Genomic DNA, 19,176 nt, shown 5'->3' with positions numbered 1-19,176 from the left:
GGGCAGCCTCGAAGAACGAAACGGGCAGGACGCCGAGACCGATCCCGCACGGGAAGAGCGACGACGCATCCGGCGCCGCCGAAAACTCCGGCTGAAGGCCGCCCTCCTGGGACGCTCCAGGGGCGGGCAGACCAGCAAGGTCCACCTGGCCGCCGACCGCAAGTGCCGCCCGCTGGCACTCGTCCTGACCGCGGGACAGGCCGCCGACAGCCCACGGTTCATCCCCGTGCTGAAGAAGATACGGGTCCGCGGGCCCGTCGGCCGCCCCCGCACCCGCCCGGACGCGGTCGCCGGGGATAAGGCCTACTCGTCCCGCGCCAACCGCGCCCACCTGCGGCAACGTGGCATCAAGGCAGTGATCCCGGAGAAGAAGGACCAGGCCGCCAACCGGAAGAAGAAGGGCTCCAGCGGTGGCCGGCCCGTCAGCCACGACGCCGACCTCTACAAGGAGAGAAACACCGTCGAGCGCCTGATCAACAAGCTGAAGGCCTGGCGAGGCATCGCCACCCGCTACGACAAAACCCCGGAAAGCTACCTCGCCGGCCTCCACCTGCGCGCCTCGATGATCTGGATCAAAGACCTCGCCCAGACCACCACTTGATCACGACTCGATACGCGCCCTAGTGCGTCGTCCAGTTGGTCGCCGTCGGTCTTGGCGAGCGCTCGGCCCCAGGTGGTGGCGGCCGGCACGGTGTCGGCCTGGCGGTGCGTCAGGCCGAGGACGTGGAGCAGGTGGGTGTCCGCGCCCCGGGCCCAGCGCGCGATCCCGGCCAGCGACTTCGCGCCGCCCAGCACGGCCATGACGGCGACGGCGAGCAGGCCGGTGAACGGGTACCGGCATCCCTGCCTGCGGCGCGGATCCGTCACCAGCGTCATCACCTCCCGCGATCCCGCCAAGAACGCCTGGTCAAGAGGGATTTCGATGTCATCGAGGGTGCGGGCAACGTCCTCGATCAGGCAGGATGGCATCCGGGCACGGTTCCTTCGCGTCACATGGCTTCGACTCCACGTGATCAACGAGGACCGTGCCCTCCTGCATGCACCCCGTCAACAACACCCGTTCATCCCGCGATGCGAGAACGCACGGCGCCTGGCTTCTACGGCGATCGAGTCGACCTCGACGGACTCCCGCTCACCACCAACGAGTGACCAATCCTAAGTAAACCGCCAAAACACCAAAGGAAGGGCATACACAAAAACCGAGACGCTCCCTGCCCGGCCGGTGCCCGTGAGGCCGTTCGAAGTGACGGCGTAATTATACGAATGGACTCGCAGGGAAGAGTTGGAATGAGGAACGGGAACACCATTACGACCTATTTCCGACCAGATGACCCAGCTACCTATTTCGCGAGGGAGGCGGCCAGGTGAGGTGACTCGAAAAATCACCAACTTCGAAGAAGAATTCTCTAGCTTCATCAGGGCGTCGGGCCGTTGGCGGGACACTGCTCCGGAGGCGCTCCTGGGGCGCTGGTCGAGGTTCGTTGATGATTGCGAGCAGGGTCATTCGCGCGACGTTGAGGATTACTTCAACGATCTCACCTCAAGAGATTCCTTGGAGCGGGCTCCGACTTCTGTAGAGTTGCAGGAATTCCCTGAAATTTCCTAGCTGCGCGCAAGGGTGGAGGAGATCGATTCAAGGTTCCGCGCCCTTCTGATTCCAGAAGTTTTCCCTGGGGTCCCAGGCGAATTCTGGTGGGCTCGCGGCATGGTGAAGACTGGTGGGAAGCGTCTTGTGGAGGATGTGCGTCCTGAATATCGCATCGACTTGACCGAGGTCGAATAGCGTGCCGATTTCGCGCTGAGTCTTCCGGCGAGTACGTAGGTGCCGCGTTATATAGCGGCAGCAAAGCGGAAGCCCCGTCAGGTGCGTCCTGGCGGGGCGTCTGCGTGGGGTGACGGCAGTAGCTGACGGCAACGTCAGGGGACCAGAACGGCGCAAGGTGGCGGTTCGTCGCCGTCCGCGCCCTGTCCATCGTGGGCGGCGGGCTGGCCCGCGAGCGGTTGGTCAGCATGGACGCCCACGACCGCAGCTACCGGTACGAGTTCCCGCCCGACGCCATCCCGTTCCCCGTCCGCACCTACGTGGCGACCATCCGGGTCCGGCCGGTCACGTCCAGCGTGCACACGTTCGTGGAGTGGTACGGCGACTACGACTGCGACGCAGACGTGGAGGACGAGATGCGCGAGGCGTTCCTGTCGTGCTACTCCGCCTTCACCGCGGACCTGGCCGCGTACTTCGGGCTCTGAGCCCCTCCCGTCAGGCGACGGTCGCGCAGACGTCCCCGCAGTCGTCGGCCCACGCGGTGGTGACCGAGTCACCCATCCCGGCCCACACGTCGACCGCGGCCCTGATCCGCGCGACCGTGTCCGGGTTGGCCTCCACCGAGGTCCGGCCGGCCCGCGCCGCGGCGACGGTGGCTGCGAAGCCCGTCGCCCTCGGGTCGACGACCGGGACGGGCAGCTCGGCGGCGAGGTACGACGTCAGCCGGGTCATGCACGAGCAGCCGAGCACGATGCTCTCGGCACCGTCGCGGTCGACGGCGTCCCGGGCCACGGCGAGGACCCGGGCGGCCACCGACGAGTCCGGGTCGTGGGCCGCGGCCATCACGCCGGCGCCTCCACCCAGCCCGGCCAGCTCGGTCTCCTCCAGCACGAAACGGGTCGAACGGCACCGGTCGGCGGCGCCGGTCGCGGCCAGGACGCGGTCGTAGTAGATCTGCGTACTCGACGGCCACACGGTCACGATGCCGAAGGTCGGCGCGAGGCTGACCGCCTCGGCGACCGAGGCCTCGCCGGCGCCGACGGCGGGTACGTCGACGGTGCCGCGGATCAGGTCGATGCCGTAGTCGGCGACGGTGTTGACGAAGATCCCGTCGAAGCCGTCGGCGACGGCCTGCAGCGCGCTGTCGACGTACACCAGGTCCTTGAGCACCAGCCGCGCCGGGTCCGTCGCGAGCGGGACCTCGACCCGGATCATCACGTTCTCGACCGTGACGTCCTCGTGGCCGGGCAGCTCGGCCGGGTCGGGCACGAGGTACGCGGCGCTTGGCGGGGTCAGGTGCGCGATCCGCATGCGGTCCTCCGGCGAGCGGTACGACGGGTGGGCACCGCCACGCTAGCGACGCCCGGACCTGAAAGCAACAGTGTTGGGTTCTAGGCCTGGGTGCGGCCGCGCGCGATGATCCCGTCGCTGCGGGCGCCGACGAGCTCGGGACGGAAGTGCGCGTCGGCCCAGGCCGCCGACCGGCGCGCCTCGATCGCGATCGCGTCGGTGACCGTGGTGGACGTCGTCTCGCGGTAGAGGTCGAGCAGCTCGGCGGCCATCTCCGGCGCCACCTCCGCCATCTCGGCGGCGAGCGCCCGGGCCCGCGCGAGCAGCTCGTCGGCGGGCACGACGTGGTTGACCAGCCCCCACGCGTGCGCCTCGGCGGCCGGCATCATCCGGCCGGTCAGGCTCATCTCGCGTGCGCGCCGGACGCCGACCGCCTGGGGCAGGAGGTAGGTCAGCCCCCATCCGGGGAGCACCCCGACCCGCGCGTGGGTGTCCGCGAACGCCGCACCCTCGGCGGCGATCAGCAGGTCACAGTGCAGCGCCAGCTCGAGGCCGCCGGTGGCCGCGGGGCCGTTGGCCGCCCCGATGACCGGCTTGCCGACGGCCGGCCACGGTCCGGTGAGACCCGCGAACGGCCCGACCTTGCGCATGTTGTCGCCGGTCGACCCGAGCTCGCGCAGGTCGAGCCCGGCGCAGAACGAGGTGCCCGCGCCAGTGAGTACCACCGCCCGCACGTCCGGGTCGTCCCGCACCGCGGTCATCGCCGCGCTCAGCTCCTCGAGCAGCTGCGAACTGAGCGCATTGTGGCGCTCGGGACGGTTCAGCGTGACGGTGACGACGGCGCCGGCGCGGTGGAGCAGTAGCGTCTCGTAGGGCACCACAAAACGTACACTGTTTGATTATTGTGGGCCGTCGCTGCCAGCTCGGAGGGCCGCTGCCCCCGGTGGAACGAAGGAGACCGACCATGGTCGATCCGCGCCACGCGCCCCACCTGGTGGATCTCGACAACCGGCGCCCGGAGCTAACCCAGACGCTGTTCCGCACGCTCGGCGAGCTGCAGGAGCGGCACCCGGTGGGGTGGAGCGAGGCGTGCGGGGGCTTCTGGGTGCTGACGAAGCACGCGGACATCGTCGAGGCCTCGGCGGACTGGGAGACCTTCTCGGTCGCCGACGGCATCATGATCCCGCCCACGGGCAAGTCGATGCCGGTGATCCCGGCCGAGCTCGACCCGCCGCGCCACGGCGCTTTCCGCAAGCTGGTGCTGCCGCGGTTCACGCCCAAGGCCCTGCAGCCGGTCGAGGACGACATCCGCCGGATCGTCGCCGACGCGTTCGGTCCGCTCGTCGAGCGCGGGCGGGCCGACCTCGTCACCGAGTTCGCGCGGCCCGTGCCGGTCCTGGTGATCTGCCGCGTCCTCGGCATCGACTCCGACTGGGAGCGGGTCCCGCCTCGGCGAGGAGTTCATGGCCGCCTTCGCCGACACCGAGCACCCCGAGCGCGGCAAGGAGGCCGCGCACCGGCTCGAGGAGTTCCTGGCCTAGGAGATCGCCGCCCGGCGCGGCCTCGGCCACCACGCCCTCCTGCAGGGCCTGGCTCCCGCGCTGGCGGCGGCCGAGGGGGCGCGCGTGGTGTGCGTCAGCTCCGCGGCCCACCTGCGGTCGCAGGTCGTCCACGACGACCTGCACTTCCGCTACCGGCCCTACGACCCGTGGCTGGCGTACGGGCAGTCGAAGACCGCCGACGTGCTGACCGCGGTCGAGACCGGCGCCGCTGGGCCGACCGTGGCGTGCAGGGCTTCGCGCTGCACCCCGGCATCATCCACACGCGGCTGCAGCGCCACATCGAGTGGGACACCACCGACCTGCCGCTCAAGACCGCGGCCCAGGGCGCGGCCACCACGGTGCTGGTGGCGACCGCGCCGGAGCTGGACGAGACGGCGCCGGTCTACTGGCAGGGCTGCGCCCCCGCCAGGGTCGTCGAGGCCCGTCCGCCCGACTACTCAGGCGGGGTGGCACCGTACGCCCTCGACGAGGGCAACGCCGCGCGGCTGGCCGAGACCGCCGACCGGGTCCTGGCGGACCTCTGACCCACCCAGGAGGGATGCTGTGCGCGTCACCGTCATCGCCGACCACGTCGGGGTCGTCGAGCCCGACGTCCTCACCGAGCTCGCGGTGGTCACCGACCTCGACCGGGCCGCGGTCGTCGACCGCCTCACCGCCGACGGGCTGGCCGAGCGCAGGGACGACGTTTCCCACGCGTGGCTGCGCGTGGAGGAGCTCGCCCGCCGGGCGGACCCCGGTACCGACGGGTGGCGCGCCGACTACGACGAGATGATCCGGTACGCCGCCGGCCAGGGTTGGACGTCCGAGGACGCCCTGGTGCGAGCGCACCTCGAGGCGCCGTGACGGACGCGACTGCGGCCTCCCAGGAGCTGCCCACCGGGCTGCTCTGGGGGCTCAAGGCCAGCTTCCTCCAGTACCTGAGCCGGCTGCCGGACGCCAAGCACTCCGTCGACCGCGGCGCGGTGCTCGGCTCAGAGGGGCGGCTGCTGTTCCCGACCGACTCGCTCGCCGACTACGACGCAGAGATCGGCACCGGCACGCTCCGCTTCGCTGGCGACGTCCGCTTCCCCGGCCACTTCGGCGCCCTCTTCCTCATGCTCGTCGACCCGTGGGTGACGATCACGGAGGGAGGCGCGACGCTGAGCATCGCCGACCCCGCGACGTACCCCGCGCTGGACCGCCGCCTGACCCTGCTCGACCTCGAACCCCGGCCGTGGGTGGAGCACCTGGGCGCCCGGCTCTACCCGCCGATGACCGCCACGCTGCGGGCCGAGGGCGTGCCGCTGTTCAACGACGTGTACCAGGCCGGCGAGCCGTTCGACCCGGTCAACCTCCGCGTCGTGGTCTGACCGTGACCACGGTCCGCTACGAGCGGCGCGGGGCCGCCGCCTGGCTCGTCCTCGACCGGCCCGAGCGGCTCAACGCCATCGACCCGTCGGTCGTCGAGGGGCTCGGCGCCGGGCTCACCCGCGCTGCGGAGGACCCGTCCGTCCGGGTGCTGGTGATCACCGGCGCGGGCCGGGCGTTCTGTGCCGGAGGCGACCTGACCGCGCTGGCCGTCCTGGCCGAGGGCGAGGCCGAGCGGCTGCAGCGCGAGCTGCTGGCCGTCCTGGCCGCGATCGAGGACTGCCCCAAGCCGGTCGTCGCCGCGGTCAACGGCACCGCGGTCGCCGGCGGTCTCGAGCTCGTGCTCTGCTGCGACCTGGTCGTGGCGGTCGAGGACGCCCGGATCGGCGACGCGCACGCCACCTACGGTCTCGTGCCGGGTGGAGGCGCTACCGTGCGGCTCCCCAGGCGAGCCGGCGCCGGCATGGCCCGGCGCCTGCTGCTCACCGGCGAGCTGCTCCCGGCCGCGGAGCTGGTCGCGTGCGGACTGGTCACCTGGGCGGTGCCGCGGGACCGGTTCGAGCGCGAGGTCGACCTCCTCGCCGAACGACTGGCGGGCCGCAGCCCGCTGGCCCAGGCCCGGGTCAAGCAGCTGGTGCGCGACGGCGCGGAGCAGCCCCAGTCGTCGGCCCTGCGCCTCGAGGCGCTCGTCGCCGACCTGCACTCCCACTCCCACGACCGGGCCGAGGGCACGGCGGCCTTCGGGGAGCGTCGTCCGCCTCGCTTCGAGGGGCGCTGACGCTCAGCGCCGGGCGGCGGCGTGCTTCCCGGCCAGGTAGCCGTAGGTGAGCCCACGCATGTTCGCGACCCCGCTCTGCAGGGCGGCGCCGACGTCGTCGCGGCCGGCCGAGTTGCCCACGGCGTACAGCCCCTCGACCGGCTCGCCGGTGTAGCGCAGCACCCGGGCGTCCCGGTCGATGGACAGCCCAGCCGAGCCGATGCCGAACTGCACCCGCGACATCCGCGCCGCGTAGAAGGGCGCCCGGTCGATCGGGCCGAGGCTCGGGTTGTGGTCGTCGGTGGTCTCCGCGCCGGCGAAGAGCTCCATCGACCACGGCTGCTCGCCCCGGCCCCACTCGGTGTCGCGACCCTCCGCGCACATCCGGTTGTACGCCGCCACGGTGGCGGCGAGGCCGTCCGCGTCGATGCCGGCGAGCTCCGCCAGCTCGGCGATGGTGTCGGCCGAGACCGCCAGGTCGAGCGAGGGGGCCCGGTCCGCTCCGAGCTCCAGGTAGGCCGAGTCGAAGATCAGCCAGCACGGCCAGTTCGGCAGGCTGTGGTCGTTGCCGTCGAGCGTCTGCATCGAGGCGGACAGCGCCGGGTAGAACGACTCGTTGGCGAACCGCCGCCCCGACCGGTTGACGATGATCTCGTGCGGGTTGACCGCGCGGTACGACGAGTGCAGGTCGTGGCCGTCCTCGTCGATCTTGCCGGTCGGGAAGCCGACCTGCATGACGTTGCGGGAAGCGGGCTGGAAGGCCAGCGCCGCACCGGTGGGGGCCGCCATCACGATGTGGTCGCCCTCGATGCCGGCCGGAGCCGCGCTGCCGTGGGAGTCAAGGACGCCCTCGAAGCGGTGCACCATGTCGGGGTTCCAGTCGTAGCCGCCGGTGGCGAGCACGACGCCCTTGCGGGCCCGGACGACGACGTCGCCGTCCGGGGTGGCGACCCGGACGCCCACCACGCGACCGTCCTCGACGAGCAGCTCGCGAGCCGGGCTCTCGGTCCAGATGCCGACGCCGGCCTGCTGGGCGGCGTGCACGAAGTGCGCCGCCAGCCCCTCGCCCATCTGCACGAAGCGGCCGCCGACCGATCCCTCGGCTCCGTCCTTGCCGAGCCCGCCGCCGCTCGAGCCGATGGGGGAGCGGCGCAGCACGGGACCCAGCTCGCCGAGCAGCTCGGTGTCGATCGGCTTGGGCTCGACGTACCGTCCGTCCGCGGCCGCGTGCGGGAACAGCGGGTAGTAGTAGTCCGGCAGGTCCTTGATGACCCGGGCGGCGAAGGCGTGCTCGTCCTCGAAGTACTCCAGCGCCTCCTTGGCCGCGTGCAGCAGGCTCGAGGTGCGCTCGTGGTCGCCCCAACCCTGCGCGAGCTCCTCCAGGTACGCCACGCCGTCCTCGACGGTGTCCTCGATGCCGAGCTCGGCCTGCTGGCGGCTGGCCGGGATCCAGACCTGGCCGCCGGAGTACGCCGTCACGCCGCCGACGAACCGGCTCTTCTCCACCAGGAGGACCTCGGCGCCCGCGTGCGCGGCCGTGGCGGCCGCGGCACAGCCGCCCACTCCCGACCCCACGCAGACCACGTCGACCTCGAGCTCCTCCGTCATCCCTGACCGCCGTCCTCTCGTCGCTTGGCGCCGTCTGGCCGACTAAATCTAACGCCCTTGGATTACGAGGGCAACGGTCACGCGACGAAGTCGTCCCAGTTGGTCGACAGGTAGTCCAGGAACGCGGGGCCGACCCCCTCGGCGACGAGGTGGTCGCGCGGCACCGGCTGGCCCAGCCCCGGATGGTCGGGTGCGGTCAGGACCCGACGGGCGAAGTCGTGCTCGAGGATGCCGGCGGTGCCGATGGACACGAAGTCGACGCCGGCGGCCAGGCAGGACACGACATCGGCGCCCGAGACGATCTTCCCGGCCACGCCGAGCCGCGTGCCGGCGCGGGGCAGCCCCACGAAGTGGTCGAGCAGGGTGGCGCCGGGCCGGTCCGGCTCGGGTGAGGCCTTGAACGCGTCCCACAGCGAGAGGTCGAGGTAGTCGACGAGCCCCGACGCCATCACGGCGGCCGCGACCTCCGTCGCCTCCCCGAGCACGATCCCGTACCGCTCCGGCGAGAGTCGCACGCCGACCTGGAAGTCCGGGCCGGTGCGCTCCCGGACGGTGCCGAGCACCTCGAGGAGCAGCCGGAGCCCGCCCTCCAGCGAGCCGCCGTACCGGTCCGGGCGCTGGTTGCGGCGGGCGTCGAGGAACTGGGCCAGCAGGTAGCCGTGCGCGCCGTGCACCTCGACCCCGTCGAAACCGGCCCGCTCGGCTCGGGCGGCGGCCGCGCCGAAGTCGGCGACCACGTGCGCCACACCGTCGGTCGTGAGGGCGGTCGCGGACTTGGCCGGCTCGTCCCACGGTGCGACGACGGGACGCCCGCTGAGGGCCGGGTCGGCGCGGCGCCCACCGTGCTGGAGCTGCACCGCCGAGACCGCGCCGGTGGCCCGGAGACCGTTGGCCAGCCGGCTCAACCCGGGCAGGTGCGCGTCGCTCCACACCCCGAGCTGGCCGGGGAAGCACTGACCGTCCGCGGAGACGTGCGCCGCGCAGGTCATCACCATCGCGAAGCCACCCTCGCCGCGCCGGACCAGCCACAGGTACTCGTCCTCGCCCAGCACGCCGTCCGGCTCGGACTGCAGGTTCGTCAGCGGCGCGAGCACCAGGCGGTGCGCCCAGGCCGGGCCGTGCGCGAGCTCGAGGGGCGCTGCGGCGGCGGTCACGAGGCCGCCACCAGGACCCGCCGCTGGGTGATGACGAACGGCAGGCGGTGCGCGTCGGCCAGGAAGGCCTCCTCGTCGTCCCGGGTCCGGGCGTACTCGCGCGTCGCGCCGGACGCCCGCATCGCGGCCAGGTCGTCGAACCAGGTCACCGCGGCACCTTCCCACGCGGGCTCCGGGTCGTGGTCGGCGGCCACCGTGTGCCGCTGCACGTAGCGCCGCAGCTGCGGGATCCGCGCCGCCAGCGGGCCGTGGTGCTCGCGCCAGTACCTGCCAAACTCCGCCACCGAGAGGGACGGCGACCGACGGACGAACTCGTAGTTGACCAGGCCGTCCGGCCGCACCGGGCCGTCCTTGAGGACATGCGCCGTCGTCAGGAACGCCGGCACCGCGTCCGGGTCCGCGCCGTGGGCCTCCGCCACGCGCCGCGCCTCGGGCGAGGCCAGGGCCGTCCGTGCGGTGGCCGCGTCCGCGAAGGTCCACTCGTCGACCGCGTCGTACACGGGGTCGCCCTTGGCGTAGCCGGGGTCCGTGGTGAGCGCGCGGGTCGCGGCGCGCAGCCCCGGTACGTCGGCCACGAGCCCGCCCGAGGCGGTCAGAGCGGCCCGGAAGTCCGCGACGGAGACCCCGGCGGCGCGCCGCCAGGGCACCACCCACGTCAGCACGCGAGGTCCAGGACCAGCCGCCCCCGCACCCCGCCCGCCTCGAGCCGGCGGTGCGCCTCGGCGGCCTCGGTGACCGGCAGGACGTCGGCGACCCGCGGCGTGAGCACGCCGTCGCGGGTCTGCTCGGCGAGCCGCGCGAGCCTCGCGGTGTCCTCGCGGTGGGTCATGACGCTGGTGTTGTGGACCGTGATCGACCGGCCCGGGTCGTCGCGCCAGCCCCGGGCGACCGCCATCCGGCCACCGTCGCGCACCGCGGGCACGAGCGCGGCGTCGAGCAACGCGGTGTCCAGGGACGCGGTGACCCCCTCCGGGAACCGAGCCCGGACGGCGTCGACCAGGCCGGGACCGCGCGGCACCGTCTCCGCCGCGCCCAGGGCGAGGACCAGGTCCTCCTCGCCCGGCTTGGCGTCGGCGACCACGTGGACGCCGGCCGCCGTGGCGAGCTCGACGGCGTAGCCGCCGAAGGCGCCGAGCGAGCCGGTGACGAGCAGGGTGTCGCCCGACGACAGCTCCAGCGCCTCGAGTGCGAGGGTGGCGGTCAGCGCGTTCATCAGGATCGTCGAGGCGCGGTACAGGTCCATGCTGTCGGGAGCGCGGACCACCGACGCGGCGGGGACGACGATGCGCTCGGCGTACGCACCGCCGCGCGGGCCCCCGGGGAAGACGATCGCCATCACCCGGTCGCCGACGGCGAAGGGCGCGCCGTCGCCGACCGCGTCCACCACTCCGGCGGCGTCCATGCCCGGCACGTACGGCGGCTCCTGGTCCGGGGGCGGCGGCGTCAGCCCCTGCCGGCGCAGCAGGTCGGCGGCGTTGACGGCTGCGCCGTGGACGCGGATCGCCACCTCACCCGGCCCGGGGTGCGGGTCCGGGACCTCGTGGACCCCGAGCGCCTCGGGACCGCCGGGCTCGGTGAAGCCGACGACGCGCATGTCACCTCCTGTGCAGGGTGACCGGGAGCCGGTCCAACCCGCAGTAGTGCTCGAAGTTGCCCATGGGAGAGAGCTCGCCGGTGTCCCACGAGGCGAACCGCTGCAGCAGCTCCTCGAAGAAGACGCGGATCGTCAGCCGCGCGAGTGGGGCGCCGACGCACGCGTGCGCGCCGAACCCCCAGCCGACGTGCGGGTTGGGGTGCCGGTCGTGGCGGAACTCGCCGGCGTCGGGGCCGAAGACGTCCTCGTCCCGGTTCGCCGAGGCGATGACCAGCAGCACCATCCGGCCGGCCGGGATCGGGACCCCCGAGAGCTCGGTGTCGCGCATCGCCGTGCGGGCGGTGATCGCGGCGACCGAGCCGTACCGGATCATCTCCTCGGTGGCGGTCGCCAGCAGTCCGGGATCGGCCGCCAGGGCGTCGCGCTGCTCGGGGAGTGCGCCGAGCCGCTCCATCCCGGTGGAGATCGTCGCGCGGGTGTTGTCCGTGCCGCCGATGAGCAGCAGGAAGCAGAACTGCATGACCTGGTACGGCGTGAGCCGCCGCCCGTCGTCGGCCGGCCGGCTGGTCGTGGTGATGAGGTCGTCCGGCTCGCTGGCCCCGCGGTCGGCCAGCAGCTGCTCGAGGTAGTCGAAGACGAGCCGCGACGGCTCGTCCTGCACCGGGTTGCGGTTGTCGAAGCCGCCACCGCAGGCCTCGATCAGCGTGGCCACGTGCTCCTGGTCCGCGCGGGGGATGCCGAGGAGCTCGCAGATGATCGACGCAGGCACGTGGGCGGCGAGGTCGTGCACGACGTCGTACGTGCGCCCCTCCTCGACGGCGTCGAGGTGGTCCACGGTGAGCTGGCGGACCCGGTCCTCGAGCGCCCGGACGGTCCGCGGGGTGAAGCCGGGCAGCACGAGCTTGCGCAGGAACGTGTGGTCGGGTGGGTCGCTCACGATGAGCGACCCGGCCAGGTAGTCGTCGATCGCACTGGCCCGCGGGCTCGGCCGGTGGATGCCGAGCGCCGAGGAGAAGAGGGCGGTGTCGCGCAGCGCGGACCGCACGTCACCGTGGCGCAGGGCGATCCAGCAGCCGCTCGTGGGCTCGTGGACCACGGGACGCTCCCGGCGCAGTCGCCGCAGGGTCGGCTCGGGGTCGTCGAGCCAGAACTCGAGCGCCCCGAGGTCGACGTCGTCGAGGTTCCCGATCGCGCCGTCTGTCGCCGTCATCATCGCCACCCTGTTCCATCGGTCAAGGTGTCCGTATGCTCCAACGGCGTTTGGTTTACGTCAAGGGAGGTCGGAGATGGCGCGGTTCGACGGACGGGTGGCGCTCGTGACGGGTGCGGCGCAGGGCATCGGGGCGGCGAGCGCGCGGCGGCTCGCCCGGGACGGCGCCGCCGTCCTCGTGACCGACGTCGGCCTCGACGGTGCCTCGGCGGTCGCCGACGAGCTCGCGTCGTCGGGGTCGTCGGCGTGGGCGCTGCGCCTCGACGCGGCCGACGAGGACGACTGGCGCGCGGTGGTCGCGCGCGGCGCCGAGCTGGCCGGGGGGCCCGTGACGCTGGTCCACAGCAACGCGGCCTTCACCGGAGGCCCGGTCACCGAGGGCGACGGCGACCCCGCCCTGCTCCCCGTCGAGGTCTGGGACCGGATCATGGCGGTCAACGTCCGCGGCGGCCTGCTCGCCGCGAAGCACGCGCTGCCCGCGATGCGCGCGGCCGGTGGCGGCGCGTTCGTCTACACCTCCTCGATCTCGGCGTACGAGGCGAAGCCCGAGCGGGTCGGCTACGCCACGAGCAAGTCCGCGCTCCTCGCCCTCTCCCGCGGAGTGGCGGCCGCCGGCGGTCGCGACGGCGTCCGCAGCAACGTCGTCGCCCCTGGCCCCGTCGAGACCCCCGCCACCGCGGGCATCGACCCGGCGCTCAAGGAGGTCCTGCTCCACGCGTCGTTCATCCCGCGCTTCGCCACCGCGGACGAGATCGCCGCCGCCGTGGCCTTCCTGCTCTCTGACGACGCGTCGATGGTGACGGGTCAGGTGCTCGTGGTCGACGGTGGCGTCACCGCGAGCTACCCCCGCCCCCTCGCCTGAGTTCAACCGGAGATCCAGTCGTTGGTTCGATGGAACACGCGGCTCGGACAGCGGCACCTGCCCTGCATCGCTGCATATGGGGGGAGGTCACGAGACGTCGAGCGAGTGCATGCCGCAAAGCCTGCCGCGTAAGGGCGTGCAGATCATTAACTCGCAGTCTTGATCTCTGTTGGATAGGGGATGCCTGCCGTTCTCGTGAGCTCGTAGAGGTCGGCCAGGCTGGCGAGTTGGGGTTCTGCGGGCTGGATGGTGTGGCCGGCCGTTTCCAGGAGGTTGCGGATGTCGCGGATGCGCCTGTTGATCGTTCCGGCGTGGACGTTGAACAGGGTGGCGACGGCGACCTGGGGCAGGCCGAGTCGGTAGTGGAGGAGGGTGGCCAGGAGCCGGTCGGCGAGAGTGAGGACGGGGCGGCGTCCCGTGGTGCCGTCGCCCTTGACGCGGGGGCGGTGGCCCCGCCGTTTGTCCAGGTCAGCCTCGCGCTGGTCCTGGTGGAGGGTGGTGAGCGTGGTGGTCAGGGCGTCCCACTGATCGGCGGACAGCCCGGTGATGGCGGGGTGGCAGAGCCAGGCGAGGTCGGGGCTGGGCTGGTCGAACGGGTCCGGGGCGTCGCTGACCTGGGCATAGGCCTCGGGACGCAGCGTGTAGTTCCAGTCGCCGTGCCAGTCGTGGCGGGTCAGCGGCAGGGCCGCCATCTGCCGGTCGCCGACGGCCACGCCGGTGGGGTAGGTGCCGGTGTCGAGTGCGGCGTGGACGGTCAACCCGGTGCGGGTGGTGGTCGCGGCGATGCTGTTCACGATCACCTCATGGCTGGTCAGCGGCCTGCCGCGCCAGTTCATGGTGATGTGGGAGAACAGTCGGTGCTCGACCCGGTTCCACTTCGACGTTCCTGGAGGAAAGTGACATATGGTGACCTCCAGTCCGGTCTCCACGGCCAGGGCAGCCAGTTCGGCCTTCCATGCGCGGGTGCGGTAGCCATTGGAGCTGCCCGCGTCCGCGGTGATCAGCAGCCGCCGGGCATGAGGGTAGGCAGCGTGGCCGGCCCCGTGCCACCAGCGGCGGATGGACTCGACCGCGAAGGCAGCGGTGTCGTGGTCGGTGCCTACGTTGACCCAGCCGGTGTTCGCGGCCAGATCGTAGATGCCGTAGGGGATGGCTTTGCCGAGCTCTTTGTCGGGGAAGTCGTGGGTGGAGACCTCAACCGGCTTACCGGCGGGTTCCCACTCGCGGCCGGCGTTCTTGTAGCGGCCGACGATTTCCTTCTTTTTGGTATCCACGCTGATCACCGGGTCGCCGCTTGCCTGGTGGGCCTTGGCCTGCTCGTTGATGTAGCGGAACTGCCCGTCCCGGTCGGGGTGCTGCCGGCCCTCGATGGTCTTGGCGTTGCCCTGGAGGCTGAAGCCTTCCTCGCGCAGCAGGTCACCGACCGTGTCGGCCGAGATCCGATGTCCCTGACGGGTCAGTTCCTCGGCGAGGTTGCGGGTCGACTTGGTGGTCCACCGCAGCGGCGACATCGGATCGCCACGCATGTCGGGTTCGACCAGGGCCAGCAGCGCGCTCCGCAGTGCGGGGTCCAGGTCGACGACACGCTTGCGACCCCCGCCCGGCCGACGCGTACGTCCCAACGGGGCTTCTCCGGAGTCGAGTTCACGTACTCCCAGTGACACGGTCGCCTCGCGGACCCCGGCGGCGCGGGCGATCAGCCTGATCCCACCATGGCCGATCGACCGGGCTTCCGCCCCCATCAGCAGCCGCCGCTGGCGCTCGTCAAGGTGCGGGAAAATCGCCCCGAACTTGGCTGCCAGCGATGCCTGTTGCCCCTCCAGTGCGCTCATACCACATCAACGAGCTACAGGACGGAAAGCTACGGGTTAATGCTCTGCACGTCCTAAGTACCTGGCCTTGGGGAAGCTTCATCACCGTGCGGTTGGCCTGGACGGGGTCTCCGTGCCGTCGCGATCAATGCGCTCGGGGACGTAGGGACAGTGGTCGGCTGTCTTGTGGTGATCGACGGCTTGGCCGGTTCATGCCTGGAACTCGGTGAGATCGATGGCGTGAACGCGCAGCGGGTAGCCGTACACCGGGTGTGCCGTCTCTCGCTCGGGCACCATGCCGAGCTTGCGGATGACGTTCTCGGAGGCATTGTCACCCACCCGATTGATGCTGATGACGCGGTCCAGGCCGCGGTCCTGGAGAGCGAACTCCAATGTGGCGTGAGCGGCTTCGGACGCGTATCCCTGGCCCCAGAACTGTGAGCCGATCCGCCAGCTGATCGCCACGGCGGGCATCACCTCCGGCAGGAACTCGGGCACGGACAGTCCCGTGAAGCCGATCAGTTCGCCCGAGGCCAGCAGCTCGACGGCGAAGAGTCCGAATCCCTCCTCGTCCCACTCCTCCTCCCACCGCTCGATGTCCTCGGCCGTGTGGTCCAGGTCGCGCACCGAGCCGTCGTCGATCCAGCGCATGACCCGGGGGTCCGCGTTGATGTCCGCCATCGGCGCGAGGTCGTCGTCGTGCCAGCTACGGAGGAGGAGGCGGGGTGTGCGGATCTCGGTCATGCGCCCATCCTGCCGAAGGCAACGCCCTCATCGGTAATCCGGCGCTCGCCCGCGCTGCTGCTGCGGAACCACAAGGCGTCAAGCCGCCTGCACCGCGCCCCGTGACGGGTGAAACATCGGGCCGACGGCCGGGCAGACGACGTGCCACTTCGGCAGCGCGGTTGAGAAGTGAGACCGATTCGGCGGCAGCCTGCCGCAGTACCAAGATCATTGACGGAATCGCGGTCAGAGCCGTTTCCAAAGATTCCCATGCACCACTGGCACAGGGGGCTGCCGCCGGAGCCGTATTTGTAGGTTTTGCGCTGGCAGTTGGCGCAGGGGCCGATCTTGTCGCCGGGGCAGGTCAGTGCGGACGGGTCGGTGATCGGCGGCGGGGGAGTGGTCATCGGGGAGTCCTGTTCTAGGCGATCAGCGCAAGTCGCCAAGGCGGCAGGATAACGGGCGGCATGGCACGGCCGTTCGAGCGGAACCCGGACGCCTCCCGGCGCGGGCACGGTTGCGGCATCAGGCTCGCCCCAGGTGTCGGGCTTGGCGAAGGGGGACTCCTTGCCGTGCTTCGCTGGTCGTCCGCCTTGTGGCGGTGAGATCCACGGCACCGGGACCGGCTTGCGCATGACGCGGTCCGTGCGCATCCGCCCGAGGACCTCCACGGGCAGTCCTTGCAGCAGATAGGCCATGCGCGGGGCGTCGTAGCCGGCGTCGAAGACGATCAGGATGTCGCGGTCGCCTTGCCGCCACCGCCCCATGTCGATGAGGTCCTCGACCACGCGGCGGACCTGGGCCGCGGTGACCTCGGCGACATCATCGGCCGGCCCCAGCCGCAGCGCGTCCAGGATCTGGCACCACGAGGTCCGGCCCGGCTCGAGCGCGGCGACGAACGAGTAGGGCCAGCCGGGCACGAACTGGTCCGACGAGCGTCCGCTGCGGCCGTAGACATGACAGAACAAGCGGTCCGCACTGGTCTGCGCGTCCGGCCGGAGCCAGTGGGTGACGTCCACTGCCAGGACCAGGCGCCCGTCGGCGGCCTTGGGCTGCGGCAGCCCGGCCAGCACCTGCCGCAACCGCGGCACATCGACATTGCCGCTGTTCAGCGCGTCGTACATCGCGCCATGCCCGCGCCTGTGCTCAGCTGTCAGCGTGAGATCCACCGGTGTGGTCACCGGCCCGTCCGCGCACAGCAACGCGTCGGTCAGCTCGAACAGCGCGTCCCCGCGCACGGTCAGGCAGTCGAAGAAGTCGTCCCGGAAGTGTGACGCCGCCGCGAACGCTTCCCGCCGGACATCGTGATGCAGCAGACTCATTCCTCCACGACCTTCGTGCTGGTCAAGTGCCTCTTTGGTCGGAGCACAGGATCAGACGGAGGCCGTGTTCACGTCCCCAGGATCCCCGTACGAGCGATCACGTTCGAGGAATCGTTCGAGATCAGACCTTAACGAACGAGCCTAGCCCAGCACCCGCCCGAGGAAGCCGCGCAGGTAACCCGTGACGACGTCCAGGTGACTCTCCAGCAGGAAGTGACCGCCGTTGATCAGGTGCACCTCGGCGTCCTTGGCGTCGCGGGCGAAGGCCTGCGCGCCGGCCGGGCCGAAGATTTCGTCGTTGCGGCCCCACACAGCGAGCACCGGGACCTCGCTGGTGCGCAGGAACTCGTGCAGCAGCGGGTAGAGCGGGCGGTTGTTCTGGTAGTCGCGGAACAGCGCCAGCTGGACCTCGTCGTTGCCCTCGCGGGAGACGAGGGCAACGTCGTGCTCCCAGGTGTCCGGGCTGACCAGGCTCGGGTCGGGCACGCCGTGCAGGTACTGCCAGCGGATGGCCTCGATGCCCAGCGCGGCGCGGACGGCGGGTTCGGTGTCGGGGCCGGGGTTCGCCCCGTAGGCCCAGACGTCGGTCCAGAACGACTCGACGAAACCGTCCTCGTAGCCGTTGCCGTTCTGGGTGACGACGGCGGAGATCCGCTCGGGGTGCTTGAGCGCGAGGCGCCATCCGATCGGGGCGCCGTAGTCCTGGACGTAGAGGGCGTAGCGGTCCAGGCCCAGCTGGTTGAGCAGCCCGGAGGTGAGGTCGGCGAGGGCATCGAAGGTGTAGGTGAACTCGTCGGTGAGGGGGGCGTCGGAGAGACCGAAGCCGAGGTGGTCCGGCGCGATGACGTGGTACTTGTCGGCCAGCAGCGGGATGAGGTCACGGAACATGAACGAGCTGGTCGGGTAGCCGTGTAGCAGGACGATCGCGGGGGCGTCGGCGGGGCCGGCCTCGCGGTAGAAGATCTCGTGGCCGTCGACGGTGGCGGTCCGGTGGTGCACCGAGCTCATTTCTAACCCCTTCAAATAGTTGATCCGGTTAGTTCCTCGCCATGCAAGCATGAGGTGAGCTAACCTGTCAAGGGATTCAATCTGGTTAGAGGGAGTGGCGCCCGATGGACGCTCTGCTGGACCTGCTCAACAGCAGGCCACTGGTCAACGGCGAGGAACAGGACGCGCTCGGCGACCCGGCCAGCGGCAGGCGCTGGGCACGGGAGCACGGCGGCGAAGGCACCCTCGCGGAACTGGCGCTGCTGCGCGAGGCACGGGACGCCCTGCGAGACGTAGTGCGCGGAGAAAGCTCGCCCGCCGTGCTGAGCCCGCTGCTCGAAGGGGTCTACCAGATCCCGGAGATCACTTCGGATGGTCTTCAGTGGACAGTCAAGACGCCCCCACACGCCCGGCTGGCCGTCGAGGTGGTCCTCGCCTGGGCCGCCACCGAGAAGCGACTACCCGGCCGACTACGCCCCTGCGCCAACGACGCGTGCCAACTGTTCCTGCTCGACCGCAGCCGCGCCAACCGCGCCCGCTGGTGCTCAATGGCTGCCTGCGGCAACCGCGAAAAAGCACGCCGCCACTACGAACGCACCCGCTGACCCCGTCCCGCGCGCCAACACACGTCCCCCGCAAGTCGACACGCGAACGATCAAGTTCGATGCACCATTCGACACGGGACATTAAAGAACAAGCTCAGTGCCTGTTCCTGAAGCGTCCGTGTCAGAAGAGTGCAGGCTAGGGATCGGAGCGTGGACGTTGTCAGTCTGGCGACCCCTTTCGGGCGGTCCACATGCCGCCTGTTCCGGGAGAATAGGTCAGCTCAGGGGCGTCGGATCGTGTGGCGAGTGTGTGGAACGCATGCGTAGCGTCGGGAATCCAAGCGGTCTTCGACTGGCCATCGACGGTGTAGTCGATACGGAACTTCCACGTCACGTCGTACTTGGCGGACGAGGCCTCGAAATCGAGAATTAGCGGTGAGCCGTTGGTGACCGTGTCCTCGAAGCGGTCGACGGGCACCCTCTTGGTCTCGCTCACCGTCTTTGTGAGCTTCGGCGTGGGATCTGCTGCGTAGAGGTCCACCGAGGCGTGGTAGAAGATCTCGGGGGCGCCAGCGCAAGGAGGGAACACGGTGACCACCGTTGCCCGCGGTGCCGGAACCCTCCTGATCAGGACCGTGTGGA

20 protein-coding genes and 1 pseudogene are annotated in these 19,176 nt (G+C 71.0%); 8 read left to right on the top strand and 13 right to left on the bottom strand.

Annotation, left to right across the window (positions count from 1 at the left end; genetic code table 11):
• The coding region (locus IEZ19_RS45880; protein ID WP_189317327.1) for an IS5 family transposase at positions 1–601 on the top strand (601 nt) is incomplete at its 5' end.
• Here the strand turns inward: IEZ19_RS45880 and IEZ19_RS45875 are convergent.
• Positions 532–969 (bottom strand): transposase family protein, encoded by a 438-nt coding sequence (locus IEZ19_RS45875; RefSeq protein ID WP_189317326.1) that lies wholly within the window; start codon positions 967–969, stop codon positions 532–534. The two genes, IEZ19_RS45880 and IEZ19_RS45875, sit on opposite strands and share 70 nt — an antisense overlap.
• Before the next feature lie 936 nt (positions 970–1,905).
• On the opposite strand from IEZ19_RS45875, the gene IEZ19_RS45870 reads away from it, so the two are divergent.
• On the top strand, positions 1,906–2,247 hold the full coding sequence (locus tag IEZ19_RS45870; protein ID WP_189317329.1) for an SRPBCC family protein: 342 nt from the start codon (positions 1,906–1,908) through the stop codon (positions 2,245–2,247).
• A 10-nt stretch (positions 2,248–2,257) separates the two neighbouring features.
• Here IEZ19_RS45870 and IEZ19_RS45865 read toward each other — a convergent pair whose 3' ends face one another.
• Both IEZ19_RS45865 and IEZ19_RS45860 read right to left on the bottom strand, forming a co-directional pair.
• On the bottom strand, positions 2,258–3,073 hold the full coding sequence (locus tag IEZ19_RS45865; RefSeq protein ID WP_189317325.1) for an aspartate/glutamate racemase family protein: 816 nt from the start codon (positions 3,071–3,073) through the stop codon (positions 2,258–2,260).
• A gap of 80 nt (positions 3,074–3,153) precedes the next feature.
• Entirely contained in the window at positions 3,154–3,933 is a 780-nt protein-coding gene (locus IEZ19_RS45860) for an enoyl-CoA hydratase (RefSeq protein ID WP_229841601.1), read from the bottom strand.
• An 83-nt stretch (positions 3,934–4,016) separates the two neighbouring features.
• On the opposite strand from IEZ19_RS45860, the gene IEZ19_RS45855 reads away from it, so the two are divergent.
• Genes IEZ19_RS45855 through IEZ19_RS45840 form a run of 4 tightly spaced genes read left to right on the top strand, consistent with a single transcriptional unit; the run spans position 4,017 to position 6,739 of the window.
• On the top strand, positions 4,017–5,138 hold the full coding sequence (locus tag IEZ19_RS45855) for a hypothetical protein (protein ID WP_189317324.1): 1,122 nt from the start codon (positions 4,017–4,019) through the stop codon (positions 5,136–5,138).
• 19 nt (positions 5,139–5,157) lie between these two features.
• Positions 5,158–5,457 carry a hypothetical protein gene (locus IEZ19_RS45850; RefSeq protein WP_189317323.1) on the top strand — a complete coding sequence of 100 codons (300 nt, stop codon included), beginning with the start codon at positions 5,158–5,160 and terminating at the stop codon, positions 5,455–5,457.
• Positions 5,454–5,963, top strand: a complete 510-nt coding sequence (locus tag IEZ19_RS45845; RefSeq protein WP_189317322.1) for an HtaA domain-containing protein — start codon at positions 5,454–5,456, stop codon at positions 5,961–5,963. The genes IEZ19_RS45850 and IEZ19_RS45845 overlap by 4 nt, the downstream gene beginning before the upstream one ends.
• A gap of 2 nt (positions 5,964–5,965) precedes the next feature.
• The gene (locus tag IEZ19_RS45840) at positions 5,966–6,739 is read left to right on the top strand and encodes an enoyl-CoA hydratase/isomerase family protein (RefSeq protein ID WP_189317321.1); all 774 of its coding nucleotides are present in this window, start codon (positions 5,966–5,968) and stop codon (positions 6,737–6,739) included.
• A 3-nt stretch (positions 6,740–6,742) separates the two neighbouring features.
• Here IEZ19_RS45840 and IEZ19_RS45835 read toward each other — a convergent pair whose 3' ends face one another.
• The 5 genes from IEZ19_RS45835 to IEZ19_RS45815 form a co-directional block, all read right to left on the bottom strand.
• On the bottom strand, positions 6,743–8,326 hold the full coding sequence (locus IEZ19_RS45835; RefSeq protein WP_189317320.1) for an FAD-dependent oxidoreductase: 1,584 nt from the start codon (positions 8,324–8,326) through the stop codon (positions 6,743–6,745).
• Positions 8,327–8,403: 77 nt separating this feature from the next.
• Positions 8,404–9,480 carry an oxidoreductase gene (locus IEZ19_RS45830; RefSeq protein ID WP_189317319.1) on the bottom strand — a complete coding sequence of 359 codons (1,077 nt, stop codon included), beginning with the start codon at positions 9,478–9,480 and terminating at the stop codon, positions 8,404–8,406.
• On the bottom strand, positions 9,477–10,142 hold the full coding sequence (locus tag IEZ19_RS45825) for an EthD domain-containing protein (protein ID WP_189317318.1): 666 nt from the start codon (positions 10,140–10,142) through the stop codon (positions 9,477–9,479). Before IEZ19_RS45825 ends, IEZ19_RS45830 begins: the two co-directional genes overlap by 4 nt.
• Positions 10,136–11,074 carry an NADP-dependent oxidoreductase gene (locus IEZ19_RS45820; RefSeq protein ID WP_189317317.1) on the bottom strand — a complete coding sequence of 313 codons (939 nt, stop codon included), beginning with the start codon at positions 11,072–11,074 and terminating at the stop codon, positions 10,136–10,138. Before IEZ19_RS45820 ends, IEZ19_RS45825 begins: the two co-directional genes overlap by 7 nt.
• 1 nt (position 11,075) lies before the next feature.
• Positions 11,076–12,287, bottom strand: coding sequence for a cytochrome P450 (locus IEZ19_RS45815; protein WP_189317316.1), 1,212 nt, complete (start codon positions 12,285–12,287; stop codon positions 11,076–11,078).
• A 73-nt stretch (positions 12,288–12,360) separates the two neighbouring features.
• On the opposite strand from IEZ19_RS45815, the gene IEZ19_RS45810 reads away from it, so the two are divergent.
• Positions 12,361–13,146, top strand: a complete 786-nt coding sequence (locus tag IEZ19_RS45810; protein WP_189317315.1) for an SDR family NAD(P)-dependent oxidoreductase — start codon at positions 12,361–12,363, stop codon at positions 13,144–13,146.
• A gap of 146 nt (positions 13,147–13,292) precedes the next feature.
• Here IEZ19_RS45810 and IEZ19_RS45805 read toward each other — a convergent pair whose 3' ends face one another.
• The 4 genes and pseudogenes from IEZ19_RS45805 to IEZ19_RS45790 all read right to left on the bottom strand — a co-directional run bounded on the left by IEZ19_RS45805 (position 13,293) and on the right by IEZ19_RS45790 (position 18,010).
• The gene (locus IEZ19_RS45805; RefSeq protein WP_189317314.1) at positions 13,293–14,978 is read right to left on the bottom strand and encodes an ISAzo13 family transposase; all 1,686 of its coding nucleotides are present in this window, start codon (positions 14,976–14,978) and stop codon (positions 13,293–13,295) included.
• A 189-nt stretch (positions 14,979–15,167) separates the two neighbouring features.
• Positions 15,168–15,701 (bottom strand): GNAT family N-acetyltransferase, encoded by a 534-nt coding sequence (locus tag IEZ19_RS45800; RefSeq protein WP_189317313.1) that lies wholly within the window; start codon positions 15,699–15,701, stop codon positions 15,168–15,170.
• A 494-nt stretch (positions 15,702–16,195) separates the two neighbouring features.
• Positions 16,196–17,002: pseudogene (locus tag IEZ19_RS53265) on the bottom strand (transposase); the annotation flags it as partial.
• 141 nt (positions 17,003–17,143) lie between these two features.
• Positions 17,144–18,010, bottom strand: coding sequence for an alpha/beta fold hydrolase (locus IEZ19_RS45790; RefSeq protein ID WP_189317312.1), 867 nt, complete (start codon positions 18,008–18,010; stop codon positions 17,144–17,146).
• 104 nt (positions 18,011–18,114) lie between these two features.
• Here IEZ19_RS45790 and IEZ19_RS45785 point away from each other — a divergent pair, with 104 nt between their 5' ends.
• On the top strand, positions 18,115–18,594 hold the full coding sequence (locus IEZ19_RS45785) for a CGNR zinc finger domain-containing protein (RefSeq protein WP_189317311.1): 480 nt from the start codon (positions 18,115–18,117) through the stop codon (positions 18,592–18,594).
• 160 nt (positions 18,595–18,754) lie between these two features.
• Here IEZ19_RS45785 and IEZ19_RS45780 read toward each other — a convergent pair.
• Positions 18,755–19,176 (bottom strand): hypothetical protein (locus tag IEZ19_RS45780; RefSeq protein ID WP_229841599.1); only part of this gene is annotated, 422 nt, incomplete at its 5' end.

Source organism: Streptomyces brasiliensis (assembly GCF_014647875.1).
In the GTDB taxonomy this organism is placed as follows: domain Bacteria; phylum Actinomycetota; class Actinomycetes; order Streptomycetales; family Streptomycetaceae; genus Streptomyces; species Streptomyces brasiliensis.
The sequence above is the reverse complement of the archived record's forward strand: the minus strand, read 5'-3'. Positions and strand labels throughout refer to the sequence as shown.

Excerpts from the sequence above, each read along its gene's own strand:
- IEZ19_RS45875 (WP_189317326.1), bottom strand. The coding sequence starts at position 969 with ATGCCATCCTGCCTGATCGAGGACGTTGCCCGCACCCTCGATGACATC.
- IEZ19_RS45865 (WP_189317325.1), bottom strand. The coding sequence starts at position 3,073 with ATGCGGATCGCGCACCTGACCCCGCCAAGCGCCGCGTACCTCGTGCCC.
- IEZ19_RS45855 (WP_189317324.1), top strand. The coding sequence starts at position 4,017 with ATGGTCGATCCGCGCCACGCGCCCCACCTGGTGGATCTCGACAACCGG.
- IEZ19_RS45835 (WP_189317320.1), bottom strand. The coding sequence starts at position 8,326 with ATGACGGAGGAGCTCGAGGTCGACGTGGTCTGCGTGGGGTCGGGAGTG.
- IEZ19_RS45820 (WP_189317317.1), bottom strand. The coding sequence starts at position 11,074 with ATGCGCGTCGTCGGCTTCACCGAGCCCGGCGGTCCCGAGGCGCTCGGG.
- IEZ19_RS45815 (WP_189317316.1), bottom strand. The coding sequence starts at position 12,287 with ATGATGACGGCGACAGACGGCGCGATCGGGAACCTCGACGACGTCGAC.
- IEZ19_RS45810 (WP_189317315.1), top strand. The coding sequence starts at position 12,361 with ATGGCGCGGTTCGACGGACGGGTGGCGCTCGTGACGGGTGCGGCGCAG.
- IEZ19_RS45805 (WP_189317314.1), bottom strand. The coding sequence starts at position 14,978 with ATGAGCGCACTGGAGGGGCAACAGGCATCGCTGGCAGCCAAGTTCGGG.
- IEZ19_RS45800 (WP_189317313.1), bottom strand. The coding sequence starts at position 15,701 with ATGACCGAGATCCGCACACCCCGCCTCCTCCTCCGTAGCTGGCACGAC.
- IEZ19_RS45790 (WP_189317312.1), bottom strand. The coding sequence starts at position 18,010 with ATGAGCTCGGTGCACCACCGGACCGCCACCGTCGACGGCCACGAGATC.
- IEZ19_RS45785 (WP_189317311.1), top strand. The coding sequence starts at position 18,115 with ATGGACGCTCTGCTGGACCTGCTCAACAGCAGGCCACTGGTCAACGGC.